At 35.5% G+C, this 17138-nt stretch carries 11 protein-coding genes and 1 other annotated feature; of the genes, 9 read left to right on the top strand and 2 right to left on the bottom strand.

What is annotated here, in order from left to right; genetic code table 11:
* Window positions 1-28: 28 nt before the first annotated feature.
* The 5 genes from K7887_RS22910 (at window position 29) to K7887_RS22890 (ending at window position 7410) form a co-directional block, all read left to right on the top strand.
* Window positions 29-319 carry an AbrB/MazE/SpoVT family DNA-binding domain-containing protein gene (locus K7887_RS22910; protein WP_223493959.1) on the top strand — a complete coding sequence of 97 codons (291 nt, stop codon included), beginning with the start codon at window positions 29-31 and terminating at the stop codon, window positions 317-319.
* Between the two features lie 549 nt (window positions 320-868).
* Window positions 869-1432 carry a restriction endonuclease subunit S gene (locus tag K7887_RS22905; protein ID WP_223493958.1) on the top strand — a complete coding sequence of 188 codons (564 nt, stop codon included), beginning with the start codon at window positions 869-871 and terminating at the stop codon, window positions 1430-1432.
* A gap of 29 nt (window positions 1433-1461) precedes the next feature.
* Entirely contained in the window at window positions 1462-3054 is a 1593-nt protein-coding gene (locus K7887_RS22900) for a type I restriction-modification system subunit M (protein WP_223493957.1), read from the top strand.
* Window positions 3044-4228, top strand: coding sequence for a restriction endonuclease subunit S (locus K7887_RS22895; RefSeq protein WP_223493956.1), 1185 nt, complete (start codon window positions 3044-3046; stop codon window positions 4226-4228). Before K7887_RS22900 ends, K7887_RS22895 begins: the two co-directional genes overlap by 11 nt.
* Before the next feature lie 23 nt (window positions 4229-4251).
* Window positions 4252-7410, top strand: a complete 3159-nt coding sequence (locus tag K7887_RS22890; protein WP_223493955.1) for a type I restriction endonuclease subunit R — start codon at window positions 4252-4254, stop codon at window positions 7408-7410.
* 160 nt (window positions 7411-7570) lie between these two features.
* Here the strand turns inward: K7887_RS22890 and K7887_RS22885 are convergent, their stop codons facing one another.
* The gene (locus K7887_RS22885) at window positions 7571-7891 is read right to left on the bottom strand and encodes a hypothetical protein (protein ID WP_223493954.1); all 321 of its coding nucleotides are present in this window, start codon (window positions 7889-7891) and stop codon (window positions 7571-7573) included.
* Between the two features lie 387 nt (window positions 7892-8278).
* Here K7887_RS22885 and K7887_RS22880 point away from each other — a divergent pair, with 387 nt between their 5' ends.
* Genes K7887_RS22880 through K7887_RS22870 form a run of 3 tightly spaced genes read left to right on the top strand, consistent with a single transcriptional unit; the run spans window position 8279 to window position 10803 of the window.
* Entirely contained in the window at window positions 8279-9403 is a 1125-nt protein-coding gene (locus tag K7887_RS22880) for a nucleotidyltransferase domain-containing protein (protein ID WP_223493953.1), read from the top strand.
* On the top strand, window positions 9393-9860 hold the full coding sequence (locus K7887_RS22875) for a type II CBASS E2 protein (RefSeq protein WP_223493952.1): 468 nt from the start codon (window positions 9393-9395) through the stop codon (window positions 9858-9860). The genes K7887_RS22880 and K7887_RS22875 overlap by 11 nt, the downstream gene beginning before the upstream one ends.
* Complete coding sequence (locus K7887_RS22870) at window positions 9838-10803, top strand: CBASS cGAMP-activated phospholipase (RefSeq protein WP_223493951.1); 966 nt, start codon at window positions 9838-9840, stop codon at window positions 10801-10803. The genes K7887_RS22875 and K7887_RS22870 overlap by 23 nt, the downstream gene beginning before the upstream one ends.
* 1204 nt (window positions 10804-12007) lie before the next feature.
* On the opposite strand, the gene ileS is transcribed toward K7887_RS22870, so the two are convergent.
* Window positions 12008-15097 (bottom strand): isoleucine--tRNA ligase, encoded by a 3090-nt coding sequence (gene ileS / locus K7887_RS22865; RefSeq protein ID WP_223493950.1) that lies wholly within the window; start codon window positions 15095-15097, stop codon window positions 12008-12010.
* 80 nt (window positions 15098-15177) lie between these two features.
* Window positions 15178-15407: a binding site (T-box leader), on the bottom strand.
* Window positions 15408-15551: 144 nt separating this feature from the next.
* On the opposite strand from ileS, the gene K7887_RS22860 reads away from it, so the two are divergent.
* Window positions 15552-17138, top strand: coding sequence for a hypothetical protein (locus tag K7887_RS22860; RefSeq protein ID WP_223493949.1), 1587 nt, complete (start codon window positions 15552-15554; stop codon window positions 17136-17138).

The raw sequence follows: 17138 nt of genomic DNA, 5'->3' as shown, positions 1-17138 counted from the left end.
TCATATCACATAAGAGGATGAAGTTCTTATGAAGTCAACTGGAATTACTCGAAAAGTAGATGCCTTAGGTAGAGTTGTAATACCTATGGAACTTAGGAGGGTACAGGAAATTGCAATAGGTGATCCATTAGAAATATTTGTAGATAACGATAAAATCATACTTAAAAAGTACCAAGCATATAATGAATGTTTAGTGTCAGGAAAAGTTGAAAAAACAAATTTGTCATTAGCCGGCGGGAAGATTGTCTTAAGTGAAGAGAGTGCAAGACAAATTATAAAAGAACTACAAGCTATGTTAAAAGATCCCGTGAAGGTATAGGAAAGATTAGAATATTACTCTTATATATAAGTACTTTAGAATCGATAGATAAAATACTAGAGTATAACCCTATATTAGTACCTTTACAAAAAAGAGAAGTCCAAACCTACAGACTCTACAACATCTATAGGGATTTCAAAAGAAGCGTTCTGTAATGTCTGTGAAAGTACAACTAACTGAGAAAGACCTGAGGATCGATTTTTTTATTTTAGTGGGGGCTACACATCTGAAAATAGTGTTACCTTGTAATTAAGTTTGTTCAGTAATTTCCCTTGTTAGCTTAATTCTATTTAATGCAGCTAGTAGATTCGTTGCCATGTTTTTGGTCCACTGCTGACATCAAGGGCGGCAACCTTCCTTTCCACTTCTGGATTTAAAAAATGACAAAAGTGGGACAACCTATTGGCTTTATTTAAAAGTTGAAGAGGATGATACACCCAACAAATTTGATGTAATTCTTTGAAATTACGTTTAAATTGTTGACGAATTAATTTATGAGTGATACGATTTAATTGTAATTTCAGAGAATTACATAAAAGAGGGCGGGATATGAAACTTGAAGATGTGGTAACCGTTAAAATTGGTAGAAACTTATCTAGGGGAAACGAGAAAGGCGATTTAACTTTAGTGGCTTATTCGTACGAAGATTTAATCCATGATTTAGAAGGATTATTTCTAAACAATAAAACTCGTACTAGTAATGATGAAAATCAATATGATGGTTACATAAGTCGTGCTGGAGATGTTGTTTTTAGTTTTGTAAGTTCCAAAGCCGGAATAGTGAGTGACGTAAACCAAGGGAAGATTATCAACCAAAACTTCGCGAAACTCATTATTAAGCACGATGGGTTGGATAGCAGCTATTTATGTTATGCGTTGAACGAGTCACACTCAATGAAAAAGCAGATGGCTATTAGCATGCAAGGAAGTACTGTACCTAAATTGACCCCATCCATACTAAAAGAGTTGGAAATCAAGCTACCAACTCTTGAGAAACAACGGACAATTGGAAAAGCTTACTTTTATTTAAGAAAGCAGCAAGCCCTAGCTAAGAAACAAGCAGACCTTGAGGAACAGCTATATTTAGAGATTTTGAGAAAACTAGATTACTAGTCAAACAAAAAAGAAGTGGGGAACGAAACATGGCAGGATTAAACCAAAAATTATTTAGTGCCGCAGACAACTTGCGAAGCAAAATGGATGCATCCGAGTATAAAAACTACTTATTAGGATTGATTTTTTACAAGTACTTGTCTGATAAGTTATTAGAAAAAGTAGTGGTCATCGCTGACGAGTCACTAGAAGAATACAACACACAAACTAAACAAACTCAATTGTACAGAAATTTGTTAGCGGACGAAGAAGTCAAGGATGATTTGATTGAAACCTTAGTAGATACACTAGGCTATGATATTGCTCCAGAACACTTATTCACCGTGTTAACTGATCAAGCGAAGCAAAATACGTTTCAGTTGAATGACTTGAATAAAGCCTTTATAGATTTAGCAACGAAATATGATCAATTTAATGGGTTGTTTGATGACGTAGATCTGAAATCAAAAAAACTCGGTTCAGATGATCAACAACGAAACATTACCATTACAGAAGTTCTAAAAAAACTTAACGATGTCGATTTGATGGGACATGATGGAGACGTCATTGGAGATGCCTATGAATTCTTGATCGGTCAATTTGCCTCAGAAGCTGGGAAAAAAGCTGGAGAATTCTACACGCCTCATGAAGTTTCTGACATGATGGCTCGCATTGCCGCGATGGGTCAAGAAGAAAAAAGATTGTTTAGCGTATATGATCCAACCATGGGATCGGGTTCGTTAATGTTGAACATTCGAAACTATATCAATTACCCAGATAGCGTGAAGTATCATGGACAAGAGCTAAATACAACAACTTACAACTTAGCAAAAATGAACTTGATACTACATGGTGTAGATAAAGAAGATATGCGTGTACGTAATGGGGATACACTGAATAAAGACTGGCCAACAGATGAGCCCTATACCTTTGATTCCGTTCTTATGAACCCACCTTACTCTGCAAAATGGTCTGCAGATGATACGTTTTTAGATGATTCTCGTTTCAATCGTTACGGAAAGTTAGCACCAAAATCAAAAGCAGACTTTGCCTTCCTTTTACATGGGTTCTATCATTTAAAAGATTCAGGAACGATGGCCATCGTCTTACCACATGGGGTTCTGTTCCGAGGAGCTGCAGAAGGGGTGATTCGAAAGAAACTTTTGGAAGATGGCAGTGTTGATGCGGTTATTGGAGTGCCAGGAAATTTATTCTTTGGAACATCAATCCCCACTACAGTCATTATCCTGAAGAAGAATCGTGAAACGCGCGATGTCCTATTTATAGATGCTAGTAAAGATTTTATAAAAGGGAAGAATCAAAACAAACTTTCCAAAGAAAATCTAGATAAGATTGTTGAAACATATAGAAAACGAGAAAATGTTGAAAAATATAGTCACGTAGCTTCATTTGATGAAATCAAAGAGAATGATTTTAATTTAAATATTCCTCGTTACGTAGACACATTTGAGGAAGAAATAGCTGTGGATATGGCTACAATTGGATCAGCCATTAAAGATATTCGTAAAGAAAAAGCAGAACTAGAGTCTAGTCTTTTTGGTATGATTTCTTCGCTGCAATTTGATGAAGAAAACGCAGAATGGATTAAAGGTGCATTAGAGGTGTTTAGTCGTGAAAAGTAAGCTAAAACCAGAAATTCGATTTTCAGGATTCACTGGAGAGTGGGAACAACGTAAGTTTGGAGATAATGTAGAATTTTATTCCGGTTTAACGTATTCTCCAGATAATATTACCAAAAAAGGTACATTAGTATTAAGATCCTCAAATGTAAAAAACGGAGAAATAGTAGATGCAGATAATGTATATGTTGACCCAAAAGTTGTGAATTCTCGGAACGTTGTAATTGGAGATATTATTGTTGTAGTTCGGAACGGATCTCGAAACTTAATCGGTAAACATGCTTCAGTTAAGAAAAAAATGGATAATACAGTTATCGGTGCTTTTATGACTGGTATTCAATCTAAGATACCTTCATTTACTAATGCATTATTAGATTCAAATCAGTTTGCTATTGAAATTAATAAGAATCTGGGAGCTACTATTAACCAAATTACTACTGGGGAATTTAAGAAGATGCAGTTTTCTTTTCCGTCAAATAACGAACAAATCAAAATCGGTAACTTTTTTAAACAACAAGACGAGATGATCGCTCTTCATCAGCAAGAACTAACCACCCTCAAACAAACAAAACAAGGGTTCTTACAAAAAATGTTTCCAAAAGAAGGGGAGTCCGTGCCAGAAGTACGCTTTCCTGGATTTAATGAAAAGTGGGAAAAGTGTAAGTTGGGTGAGATTGTAAATATTACTATGGGACAATCGCCCAATGGAGAAAATTATACGGTAAATCCCAATGACCATATTTTAGTTCAGGGTAATGCAGATATAAAGAATGGTTGGGTTACACCACGTGTTTGGACTACTCAAGTTACTAAAACTGCAATTAAAGGAGATATCATCCTAAGTGTTCGTGCTCCAGTTGGAGACGTTGGGAAAACTCAATATGACGTTGTCCTGGGACGGGGAGTTGCAGGAATTAAGGGGAATGAATTTATTTTCCAAACACTAGTTAAAATGAAATCTAATGGATTTTGGACGAGATATAGTACAGGGTCTACATTTGAATCAATTAATTCAATTGATTTAAAAGAAGCAATTATCAGCGTGCCTGAAGGAGCAGAACAAACTAAAATCGGAAACTTCTTTAAACAACTAGACAACACTATTAGTCTTCATCAACGAGAATTGGATGCCTTAAAAGAAACGAAAAAAGCATTTCTGCAAAGGATGTTTGTTTAAAGAGATAGAAAAGAGGGAGTAATGTGACAAAAATTGCACATAATGATGAACTTGCAGTGGAACGTCGATTGATTGAAGTGCTGGGGGAAGGGCATAATCAGTGGAATTATCGTCCGGATTTAAAGTCTGAAGAAGATCTTTGGAGGAACTTGCGTCAAAAAATCACACAAAATAATTTATCAGAAATTGGGGAACAACCCATTTCTGATAAAGAGTTTGATTCGATTAAGACAGAATTGCTCTCAAAAACACTGACTCCCTTTGATGCTGCGAGGTGGCTGAAGGGTGAGAACGGAATTGCTCGGATTACGATAGAACGAGATGATGTATCTTTAGGCTCAATGTCGCTGATTTTGTATTCCAACCAAGATATTGGGGGTGGAATCTCTACATACGAAGTGGTGCACCAGATTGCCAAACAAAAGGTAGATGCTGACGGCCGGGATCGCCGATTTGACGTGACACTCTTGATCAATGGGCTGCCAATCGTTCAAATTGAATTAAAACAGGTAAACGCCAAAGACGGAGTATTCCAAGCCTACAATCAAATCAAGAAATACGCAGAGGAAGGGATGTTTCGAAACAATATCTTTTCTACGCTTCAGTTATTTGTCATTTCGAACGAACAAACGACACGGTATTTTGCTAATGCGATGCCAAAAGACATGCATAAGAAATTTGTCTTTAGCTGGAGGACCACCGATAACCGAAAAGTGGAAAACCTCTATGAATTTGTGAAACAAGTTCTTAACATTCCAGATGCACACCGTTTGATTGCTAATTATACAATCGTCAGTGAAGATCAGGACAATAAAGCCTTGATGGTTTTACATCCGTATCAAATTCATGCGATTGAGGCTTTGTTTACATCTGCCATGAAACGCGAATCTGGATTTGTTTGGCATGCGACCGGTTCAGGAAAAACGTTAACAAGTTTTGTTTCTACGAAGCTATTAGCTCGTAAACCCGGTGTTGATCGTACAATTATGATTATTGACCGAAAAGACTTAGACAATCAAACAACAACGGAATTCACTAAGTTTGCTTCAGAGTTTAATACGGGTATTTCTTCGGGCAAAGCTAAGTCTAATAGCTTAATAGTTGGGACAAAGAGTGCTAAGAAGCTAAGTGAGACTCTGTTATCTGATGCCAATTCCAATACAGTCATTATTACCACACGCCAAAAATTAGAATCTGCTTTGCGAATTGCTCAAAAACAAGAAGAAAAAAGTGGCACCCAGCGCTTTAAGAAATTGATTGGGCAGCATATTGTTTTTGTCGTGGATGAATGTCACCGAGCGTTAAGTGCAGAAGGAATGGAAGCCATTAAGGGATTCTTTCCAAACTCTACATGGTTCGGTTTTACAGGTACGCCAATTTTTAATGAAAATAAAAAACAAGCGAAAGGTCAATTGGCACGGACCACGCGTGATCAGTATGGGGAAATTCTTCATACCTATACCATTAAGAATGCGTTAGAGGATGGATCAGTTTTAGGGTTTCAAGTAGAACACGAAGATACGATTGAATCCACTTCATTATATAATTCTATTTTTAATCAACTGCGTCAGAATGAAAAATTTGCCGATTGTAGTGATGACGAATTGAACGAAATGATTGATAAGATGGATGGGATAGAGAAGGAAACATATATTCCGAACTCTTCATATGAAAGTGATGAACATATTCAAAAAGTTATTCATAAGATTTTTCGACCAGATAACACCTACACGAAATTCGACTTTAAAAATGGCCGTCCACAAAAGTCTGCCATTTTAACAACTAGTTCGATTGATATGGCGAAACGATACTATCATGCAATTAAGGAAATGACAAAAAATTCGGAATGGTTAACAACCGAATTTGCAGGTCAACCAATTCGGACAGGTCGTACGATAGATGATCCCGATTTCCCAAGAATTGCAATTACCTATTCGATACAAGAAAACGAAGAAAACTCTACGCAATTTCATGATGAAATGAAGGGAATTATAAAAGAGTATAACCATTATTATCAAACAGCTTGGTCGATCGAAGATATCGAACGATACAACGGTGATATTAACAACCGTTTAGCTCGTAAAAGAGCAGAATTTAAAGAATTCGGGAAACAAATTGATATAGTCATTGTTGTAGATCGCTTGCTAACTGGATTTGATGCACCAACTATTCAAACGTTATTTGTGGACCGTAATTTAAGTTATGCCAACTTAATCCAAGCCTTTTCTCGCACCAATCGAACGTATCCTGGAAAGACGAAGGGATTGATTGTAACATTCCGTAAACCTTCATCGATGGAGCAGAATGTAAAGGATGCAACGAAATTATACTCCAATGAAAACGATGATTCCCAACTTGTTTATCCGACGTATGACGAATCAAAAAAACGTTTCAAAAAAGCTCACAAGTCACTGCATACTTTAGTTCCCAATCCTACAGACATTAACGAACATTCTTCTCTTGAAGACCGAATCGAGTTCGTAAAAGCTTTCCAAGAGTTAAATAATGCCTTTGAAGCTCTAGTTACGTATGATGAATACAATGATGACATGGAGAAATCAAAAGTCCTTCAAGAACAGGTGAGGACTTTAGAGGAATATATCGGTGTGTACAATACCGTAAAGGGATCGTTGATAGATGAAGAAGAAGGTGAGGGTCCGAGCCCAGATTTCTCAGGCATTGAATTCTATGGAGAAAATGCGATTAAACTCTATGACATTGATTCAACCTATATTGACCAGTTATTGGGTACGTATTCTGCAAACAACCAGAATATCCGATCTGAGATTGAAAAGGCACTTCAAAAGTTAAAAAAATCAGAAGTTGTTAAAGAGGTCTACCGATCCATTTTAAACGCTATTGATGACAAAGAAATAGATGGAGAGGAAGATATTTTTGTCGTTAAACGTCGTTACTTTACCCAGTATTACAATAAAGGGATTGAGGATTTCGCGAATACTTGGTTTGTGGAAGAGCGAGAGCTGCATGCCTCTGCAGTTCAATATCAGATAGGAACAGAGCCAATACCGAATATCGGGGGAATCATCGACAGCAAAGACTTCAATAAATATAAAGCCGTACATCCAGAGGCAGTGCCGTTCAAATACGGGCCAGAAATGAAGCGTCAATGGAGAAAGACATTAGATGAAATTATTGTCCCTTTAGATGATGAGTTGAGATAAATATAGTGTGTGTTTAGTAAGTCCAACTGCGAAGGTATGTAGTTGGACTTTACTTATCAAAAAAGAATAAGCCGGATTGCTACTCCTAAGAATATATATCTTTCTATTACATCAATTCAACTAGTTTTTCTTACGGAGTTAGTCGTGTCCTTTCTAGCTCTTAAAGGTATCTATTTTTTATTGCCCTAGATTTAGCTCTATAAGCACTTCGTAAAAGCTTATGTAGATCATCATCTGACTTAGGTTTGGAGTCTACAACAAACACCACATAGTCTCGATCTATTTCCATTTCTCCATTTATTCTAAGTCCATTCTCATTAGCTCTTCTTGCTACTTCTACCAGACTATTAGTAATTGCATATTCTTTAATAATCCATTGTTCCAGTGTAGTGCTTGGATACTCATCGACCAGTGAAATATACCGGTTCAGTCTTTCAAGTTCTCTCTTTGCTCGATAATAAGTCATTAGTTTACTTGCCACTGTCCTTCACTCCATTTTTTTATTTGTGTTCAAAGATAAAAATACAGTTGTGTTTCTCTTTTAACAAACAAGCAAATCGAACATTTCCCTTCTATAAATCCTCTAAAACATTGAATTTCCCTTAGAGAAAATGATGAATTTGGACGAAGGGAACTAGATAAAAAACAAATTTTCCTATCTATTAACTTTTATTCTACTCGTAGTTAAATATAGGCGCCTTGCTTCAGATGCAGTAGTATGTTTCATATACAATAAAAATAACACACTATATAAAGTGTTTTATTTTTATTAAACATACTATATATTGATATTTTGTTGACCGAATAAAAAAGGTTAGGATATAATGATTAAAGGTAGAACAAACATTCGTTTTAGAGGGGGACATATATGTTTGATAACTTTAATAATCAGTTAGACGATTTATTGCAACGTGTCGGACAAAAGCTTCAAATAAGCAAATCGCAGCGAGAACTAGCAGAAAATAGATACCTATCAGTAGGTACTTGGTTATCAAAAGATGAAACATACTTCAAGGGGAAAGACGTACTTATTTATCCTCAAGGATCCCTAAGCATTAACACCACTGTCAAACCACGTAAACAACAAGAATACGATCTTGACCTTGTTTGTGAAATTAATGAAAGCTGGCAAGGAAAAGACCCCATCAAACTTCTAGATTCAATTGAAAGACGCCTCAGAGAACACGAAACATACAAGAAAATGGTGGAAAGAAAAAATCGTTGCATTCGACTAAATTACGCAAATGAGTTTCATATGGATATTCTGCCTGCTCATCCCACTGATAAAGGAAATAACACCAATGTAAAAGTGCCGGACAGAAAAGCAGAAGACTGGAAGGATAGCAATCCAAAAGGTTATGCCCAGTGGTTTAATGATCAATTAGAACAATATTGGCATGTACTTATGGAAAAGAAGGCAGCTTCTATTCAGCCACTACCTATTGACGAAGATCTAAACCGTAAGCCCCCGTTAAAACGTGCAGTCCAGCTAATTAAACGTTACAGGGACATCTATTTCGAAGATGACTTAGAATTTGCTCCAATAAGCATTGTTCTAACTACATTTGCCGGGATGTATTATAACGGAGAGGTTTCCGTTAACGAAGCCATTGATGGTATCTTGGAAAAAGTTATACTTAATATTCCTCAAGATGGGCGTTTGAAGGTGTTCAATCCAACCAACAAAGAGGAAGAATTAAGTGAGCGTTGGGAAGGTCGGCCTGATTTATATGAAAAATTTTTAGATTTTATTCGTGACTTTAAACAGCATTGGAATAAATTAAATAAATTGGAAGGGATAAAAGATGTTGCGACAGAGCTAAAGCTTATGTTTGGAGAGACCATCATTGAGGAAAGCCTCAAAGAGCAGGCGGAATTGGTCGAGAAAAATAGAACAGCCAATACGCTATTCATCGCATCTTCCGGGGTACTGGTAGCAGCTTCTAAAGAAAATACGGTTCAGGTAAGGACGAATACATTCTATGGCCAATAAGAGTAAGTATTTCAAGAAAGACTACCTAGCTTTAGGAAACCAAGTAATTGCGATGGAAAAATTGTTCCCTTCATTTGAAGTTAGTTGGAAGAAGAATACGGCAATATGGACTGGTAACCTTACACCTACTGAAATTAGTGCTACTTATACGGTTCAAGTTTCGTACTCGCTTGCCATGACGCAACCATGCGTCAAAGTTCAATCTCCTCAGCTAACGAAAAGAGGAGAGGAGAATATCCCTCATGTATATCCGGGACTAAAACTTTGTTTGTTCCGACCAAGAAAAAAAGAATGGTCAAAAAATATGTATATCGCTGAAACTATTATCCCCTGGACAAGCCTTTGGCTATACTACTATGAATTGTGGCACGCAACAGGAGAATGGTTAGGAGGCGGTGAACACTTTGAACCGATTAAAAAGAGGGGGAAAATAAATGAAGAAAGTGTTAACCATTGATGGTGGTGGAATAAAGGGAGTCTTTCCATCTTCCTTTTTAGCTTCTATTGAGGATGAAATAGAGGGCAACATAGGAGATTATTTTGATCTTATTGTTGGTACCTCTACTGGCGGTATTATTGCGCTAGGATTAGCATGTGGAATGAGTGCAAAGGAAATACTTACCTTCTATGAAAGTGAAGGCCCATCAATCTTTAAAGGGAATTCATTATTGAAAACACTAAGACAAATTGGATGGGCAAAATATAGTCAAAATCCGTTAGAAGCTGCCTTAATAAATTGTTTTGGCTCAAAAAAAATAGGTGAGTGTAAAACCCGGGTGATGATTCCATCGTTAAATTTAGAGACCGGGGAAGTATATTTGTATAAAACCGCACATCACGACCGTTTCAAGAGGGACTTTAAGAGATCTATTGTTGAAGCAGCTCTAGCAACATCTGCGGCACCAACCTTTTTTCCAACTAAGCGTACCGAGTCTGGCACCCCTCTAGTAGATGGGGGAATGTGGGCAAATAACCCTGTTGGAATCGCAGTTGTAGAGGCAATTGGAGTGCTAAATTGGAAACCAGGAACATTTCAGGTGCTAAGTATAGGATGCTTATCTGAACCATTTTCAATTGAGCGTGCCAGAAAATTAGCATTGGGAAGAGGTTATTGGGGAATTAAAGCTATAGAAGCATTTATGAGCGGTCAATCATCACAATCTCTTGGGACAGCAAAACTTCTCGCAGGCTCCGATCATGTTCATCGGTATGATATTTCAGTTGAAAAAAATCGCTATAAACTTGATGGAGTGAATGAAATAGAATCCTTAAAAGGATTGGGGGATTCAGAAGCACGAAAAGCGTTAAACGAACTTGAGGCTATTTTCTTTCAGAAAAAAGCTGAACAATTTATTCCATATTACCAAAACGAAAAGGCTATTTTTAGTTTAGAAGGATAGTTATTTATTAGCATTGTTTAAAAACTTAGTAAAATTTCTAATATTTATTGACACAAAAGTCCTTACTCAAAAGTAGTTGGTATTACTAAGTTTTATAGTAGCCACTAAGGACTTTTGTGTCATTTTTTTTGACACAAAACTACTAACAACATTGTAAGAGCTGTTATATACTCTATATTCCATTAAAGGGCCATTATCTTGAATAAGTAATTGAGGCGGAAGGAAAGAGCCACTTAATGCAGAACAGGGAGCCAGTACATACATAATTTAACATAGCCATCGAATCTTAGGTGATTCGATGGCTGTTTGAGTTATTTAAAACTCTTGCCTTCTAAACTTGCTTCCATAATTAAAACAGATTGCCTGACAAGGTCATCACGTTTAAATCCTCCTCTTCATCAGCTTTCAGACAGATGGGCAGAAGGAGTTCTACGATTTGCTACATTACCTCTTCAGGAAGAAAATGATGAAAGAAATACGCGGCAATAAGGTTCTCAACTTCTATAGAATTCCTGAAGATCCCACCAATCCATGGCGTTCCCGCATTGAAATATAAGAATTTGATAGTTTTATCTATATTCACATATTTTAGCAATATTTACTAAGTAACAACTGTTATGCAGCCTCATATACCTTTAGGTGGATTAGAGTTTGCCTGTTCAATGATGTCTGTTAGGAGGAATATATCAAAAAGTGGCAGGGGAGATACTATCCTCAGTTTATTCGTAAAGTAAATTGAAAATAGAACCAGGCAAAAGGAACATAAATAACACGAGCACCTTCTCTTATTTCTATCTGGATCTGAAACAGGTTTGTTACTAAATAACGATAACAAAAAGAACTATCCTCCCCGTTTAGGCTAGATGAATTTCCTTCTGAAAGTGATTATTCTATCAAATTCCTCCTTTAACGTAGTGTGGAATCGTAGTTCAGGTTTTCTAAAAATTATTAACGATAAAGAGCAACTCCCTTTTGTACAATCAAAGGAATTGCTCTTTATGTATTTATTTTCCAACTTAGAAATAGTTCCCAAAACGTAGAAAATGGAGACATGTTAAGGGTCCTGACTTCTGTTCTTTAATATTAATGTTATATTTTTCGTACCTTCATTATATATTACATGTTAAATAACTAAAGTTAATTTTAGGGCACTACTTACTTGATATTGACGATATTTTGGGCATACTTAAATGTTTAATACGTTCTATATATGGATTGATACCCTTACTTTATTTTTTCCAATTGAAAATTCTTTCATTGTATCTGTTTTACCAAAAATAAGGTCGTTCACAAGAACGTTTTCACGTATCACATTCTCATTTTGTTGAATTGCTTTCTTTACATCTTCGTCTCCATCAAGGGTAATGTCAACACGAAGATCGATTGGTAAACTTTGTTTTTTACGGTCATCTTGTATAACTCGAATCACTTCTCGAGCCAACCCTTCTAGTCGAAGCTCTTCAGTGATTGTCGTATCTAGGACAACGTGAAAGTTTTGATTAGATTCCATTGAAAGGCCGGAATCAGCTACACGTTCGATATTTAGTAAATCTAGCGATACCTCAATCTCTCCATCAGCATTGGGTATGATTACCTTATCACCTTTAACAACCTTTGCTACTTCTTCATCAGACATCGTTTCTAAATAAGCTTTTACAACACTTATTTTATTTCCGAGTACAGGTCCTGCTAATCGGTAGTTCAGCTTTATATCATACCTTAAAAGATGATCAGAAGATTCCTTAACTACAACTTCTTTTACGTTGATCTCATCTTGAATAATACTAATGTAGTCTTTTATTTTTTTTCCTTTATCTGGGTTAGAAGGGATTATTGTAAGTTGAGATAGTGGTTGTTTTGTCTTAATAGTTTCTGTATTTCGAATCCCACGTACTAATTCCACCACTTGTAATACTTCTTCCATATCCCTTTCTAATTGTATATCTACTTTTTTATTATCAATTTTTGGATAATTAGCAAGATGCACACTTTCGCCAGTCAAATTTATATGGATGTCATCTGCGAGAAACGGTATAAAGGGAGCAAAAAGCTTACTCGTCTGAACAAGCACTTGATGAAGTGTATGATAAGCAGCTTTTTTGGATTCTGTTAACCCTTCTTTCCAAAAACGATCTCTGGAACGACGAATGTACCAGTTACTTATATCATCTACGTATTTTTCTAGTGCTTTCGCGGCTTTTGTAAAGTCGTATTCATCCAATGCATCATTTACAACAGCGGAAACACTATTTAAACGAGATATAACCCAATGGTCAAGTAGTGTCTTCTCACCAACTTCACTCTCATTGAAATGGTACCCGTCGATATTAGCATAAAGCGTGTAAAAGCCATGAGTGTTTACAAGAGTATCAATTAATTTCGATTTAGCTTCCATCACGACCCTCTCGGAAAATCTCTTATTATTCCATGGTGCACTATCAGCTAAAAGTGCCCAACGCAAGGCGTCCGCACCAAACTTATTAACTAGTTCCATTGGGTTAAGTGCATTTCCTTTGCTTTTTGACATTTTACGCCCTTCTTCATCCAAAATATGCCCTGTTGAAAGAACTCGTTTGTAAGGGAGTTTACCCGTAAACAACGTAGAAACAGCTAACAAACTGTAAAACCACCCGCGGGTTTGATCAATTCCCTCGCAGATTACATCTGCAGGAAACTGTTTTTCAAATTGTTCTTTGTTTTCAAACGGATAATGATGCTGTGCAAATGGCATAGAACCACTGTCAAACCAGACGTCGATCACTTCTGAAACACGATTCATTGTACCTTTACATTTTTTACATTTTAGTTGAACTCGATCTACATAAGGCTTATGTAAATCCAAGTCCCTAATTTCACCTATAGCATTTTCTTGAAGATTTTCCATACTATCTGGGGCATATTGGTGATCACAATCATCACAAATCCATACAGGAAGTGGAGTCCCCCAGTAACGATTTCTACCTATATTCCAGTCAACCATGTTTTCTAGAAAGTTTCCAAAACGTCCATCTTTTATGTGTTTTGGATACCAGTCAACTTCCTGGTTGTTTTCTAAGAATTTATCTTTTAACTCTGTAGTTTTAATGAACCAACTTTCAATAGCATAATAAAGTAATGGAGAGTCACACCGCCAACAATGTGGATAACTATGATTATATTTTTCTTTATGGAAAAGAAGTCCTGAATTTGCTAAGTATTTTACGATATCAACGTCACAGTCTTTCACAAAACGACCAGCAAAAATAGGGATATCCTTTAAATATTTCCCTTGATCATCAACAATATTGAAAAAAGAGAGATTATTTTTTTTAACTAAATTATAATCATCTTCACCATAGGCGGGTGCGATGTGGACAATACCAGTACCACTTTTATTGTTAACAAAATCTGCCTCGACAATAAAGTGACCACGCTCAGGTTTCATAAATGGAAATGGTGCTGTATATCTGATATTTATCAATTCGCTTCCTTTATGTTTAGATATTACTTCAAAGTCTTTACCAAGGTTTTTCTCTGCTAAAGCTTCTGAAACAATGTATATCTCATCATCCTTCTTAGCTTTTATGTATATTAGCTCAGTGTTTACAGCTAGCGCTACATTTGCCGGCAAGGTCCAGGGAGTTGTTGTCCAACCTAAGAAGAATTCGTTTTCTTTACCTAAAACCTTAAATTTTGCTGTAGCAGAAAGGTCTTTGACATCTTTATAGCCTTGGGCTACTTCATGAGAGCTTAATGTAGTCTGACAACTAGGACAATATGGCGTCACTCGGTGACCCTTGTACAAAAGTCCACGATTATGAAGATTACTTAGGATATACCAAACACTTTCAATGTATTTGTTTTCAAGCGTAACATAGGGATTATCCATATCGAGCCAGTAACCAATAGACTCTGTAAATTCACGCCACTGTTTTTCATAGTTAAAAACACTCTTCTTACATTCTTCAATGAACTTCTCAACACCGTACTTTTCAATTTGTTGCTTTCCTGAGATTCCTAGTTGCTTCTCCACTTCAAGTTCAACTGGTAAACCATGTGTGTCCCAGCCGCCCTTGCGAAATACCTGATAGCCCTGCATGGTTTTATATCGTGCAACGAAATCCTTAATTACACGTCCTAGGACATGACCAGCGTGCGGTAGCCCATTGGCTGTTGGAGGACCTTCATAGAATACAAAAGATTTTTCACCGTTTCTATTTTCAATTGAACGGAAAAATACATTTTCTGCATTCCAGTAATTTTTAATCCGTTTCTCACGATCTAAAGCTAATTCTTTCGTATTTACATTAAGCATTTTATCCACCTCATAACCATATTATTTAAACAAACTTTTTTTATATAGCCCTGAAAATGTAAAAAACGTCCCTGAAAAAAACCAGGGACGGAGTGAATCCGCGGTACCACCCATATTCCGTGTATATTTAGACACGGCTCTTAATTAATAGTACGGATAACGGCCGTATGCCGGTTCTTCTTACTATAAGCTATGTTCGGAAGAACTTCTCAGAGATGATTTTCAGCCAAAATTTGTCGTCGCCTTTCAGCAATCAGCGACTCTCTGGGGACAGGGATAATGGCCTACTTTTTCTCGTCAATGAAATAAACTGATAATTCCTAATAATAATAATAATACATTAAAACCTAAATAATGTCAAAGTACAACATTTATTTTCTGAAAATTATAACAAAAAGTTGATAATGCTATTTATTTGTGCAATAATGGGAAAAAAGTTAAAAAAGAGGGGAAAATGAAACCTAAAATTAGAGATAATTTCAATTATATTGAAGTTGAGGATGGATTATTAATTTCAACAAGGGAGAAAAACTATAAGATAAAAGGTAAGGGAATTAGAGCTTGGTTAGAATTATTAAAACCAATTCTAAATGGAGAGTTTACCATTGAAGAAATTATTCGCAACGTAGAAAATCAGAAGCATAAAGAAATTGTAAAAAATATAATTCAAAAACTTTATGATATTGATTTAATAAGAGATATTTCGACTGATGAAACAATTGATAATGATATTTATACTAGATTCAAATCACAAATTTCATTTGTAGAAGAGTTACAAACTAACCCAATTAAAGTATTTAATAACTTTAGAAATCATAACTTTCTTATAATCGGTGAGGGTATTATGCCAATTTACGTTGGAGATTTTTTATTAGAAAATGGGGCAAACTCAGTGACCATTTACCAAAACTCACCGTTATATAATTTTACTAAAATGAAATTTATAACAGGGATTGATTTGGAGATACTTAACAATTTCCAAACAATAATCTATTTAAATATTAATGGAAGTGTACAGAATATTTTGAAATATATACATATGATTAAAAATAAAAATATAAAAGTAATATTAAATATAAACAACATTTTCACTTCTGGCTTAAAAGTTGATCAGCTACCTTGTTTAAATTGTATTAATAAGTATGTTAATGAAGTTAAACTAGGAAAAATTGAGGAGAAAATGATTTCTAGTATTATTGCATTTAAAGCGTTCTTATCTGTGGTATCCCCTAGCGGTGATGATGAATATCCTTTTTATAAATTAAATTTAAGTGATTTAACATATCGAAAGATTAACTTACCATCAGGAAATTATATAAAGCGTAGGAAGTCGAATTCCTCTACCAATTCTAATTCTTCGGAATGGGTAAAGAACGTAAAAGATTTTTTAAAATTAAATAACTTACTAGATGAAGAATATTTAGAAATAGTACAAATGCCTCTAAAAAGAAGTTTAATAAGTGATAGGGCAACTGGAAATAGGTATGAGGGATATGGTGTAAAGTATTTAGATGCTCTATATTCTGCCTTATGCGAGAGAATTGAGGACAAAGAAGGAGGTAATGTTTATGGAACAGGTATTACTTATGAAGAGGCTGCATATAAAGCATTATTAAATTCTCAATTATTAGAAGGTTTATATGAGAAAGTTGAAGTTGAATGTCAAAACTACTCTCAGGAAGCTTCTTTTTTATACCTAAGCCTTCAAGAAAAACACAAAAATACAAAAATAATACATTTTGAATTGGTTGAAAATGCCTTATATGAAACTAGTATATATCTTTATAATGGGACCAAAATTAGTTCTGTTGGAGTGGATCTAAATGATTCTAGTGTTAAAGCTATAATTAAGACATTAGAATCTGAAAAAGCGAAGTCTAATCTTTTCAATATCGAAAATAAGTATAAAGAAGCTTACAAAATTTTGAAGAGTAGTTTAAGAGAAAAAGGAATAACAGCAATCATTAAACCTGAGCATTGCTGTATAGGGCATTGTTTAGGAATTAATTTAGTTTCCATAAATTTGAAAGGAGGTGAATAA

The sequence above is a fragment of the Sutcliffiella horikoshii genome, from assembly GCF_019931755.1.
GTDB classification, from domain to species: Bacteria; Bacillota; Bacilli; order Bacillales; family Bacillaceae_I; genus Sutcliffiella_A; species Sutcliffiella_A horikoshii_E.
This window is presented reverse-complemented; position numbering and strand designations above follow the sequence as displayed.

What these genes read in the sequence shown, in the direction of transcription:
- K7887_RS22910 (WP_223493959.1), top strand. Translation starts at nt 29, where the DNA reads ATGAAGTCAACTGGAATTACTCGAAAAGTAGATGCCTTAGGTAGAGTT.
- K7887_RS22905 (WP_223493958.1), top strand. Translation starts at nt 869, where the DNA reads ATGAAACTTGAAGATGTGGTAACCGTTAAAATTGGTAGAAACTTATCT.
- K7887_RS22900 (WP_223493957.1), top strand. Translation starts at nt 1,462, where the DNA reads ATGGCAGGATTAAACCAAAAATTATTTAGTGCCGCAGACAACTTGCGA.
- K7887_RS22880 (WP_223493953.1), top strand. Translation starts at nt 8,279, where the DNA reads ATGTTTGATAACTTTAATAATCAGTTAGACGATTTATTGCAACGTGTC.
- K7887_RS22875 (WP_223493952.1), top strand. Translation starts at nt 9,393, where the DNA reads ATGGCCAATAAGAGTAAGTATTTCAAGAAAGACTACCTAGCTTTAGGA.
- K7887_RS22870 (WP_223493951.1), top strand. Translation starts at nt 9,838, where the DNA reads ATGAAGAAAGTGTTAACCATTGATGGTGGTGGAATAAAGGGAGTCTTT.
- ileS (WP_223493950.1), bottom strand. Translation starts at nt 15,097, where the DNA reads ATGCTTAATGTAAATACGAAAGAATTAGCTTTAGATCGTGAGAAACGG.
- K7887_RS22860 (WP_223493949.1), top strand. Translation starts at nt 15,552, where the DNA reads ATGAAACCTAAAATTAGAGATAATTTCAATTATATTGAAGTTGAGGAT.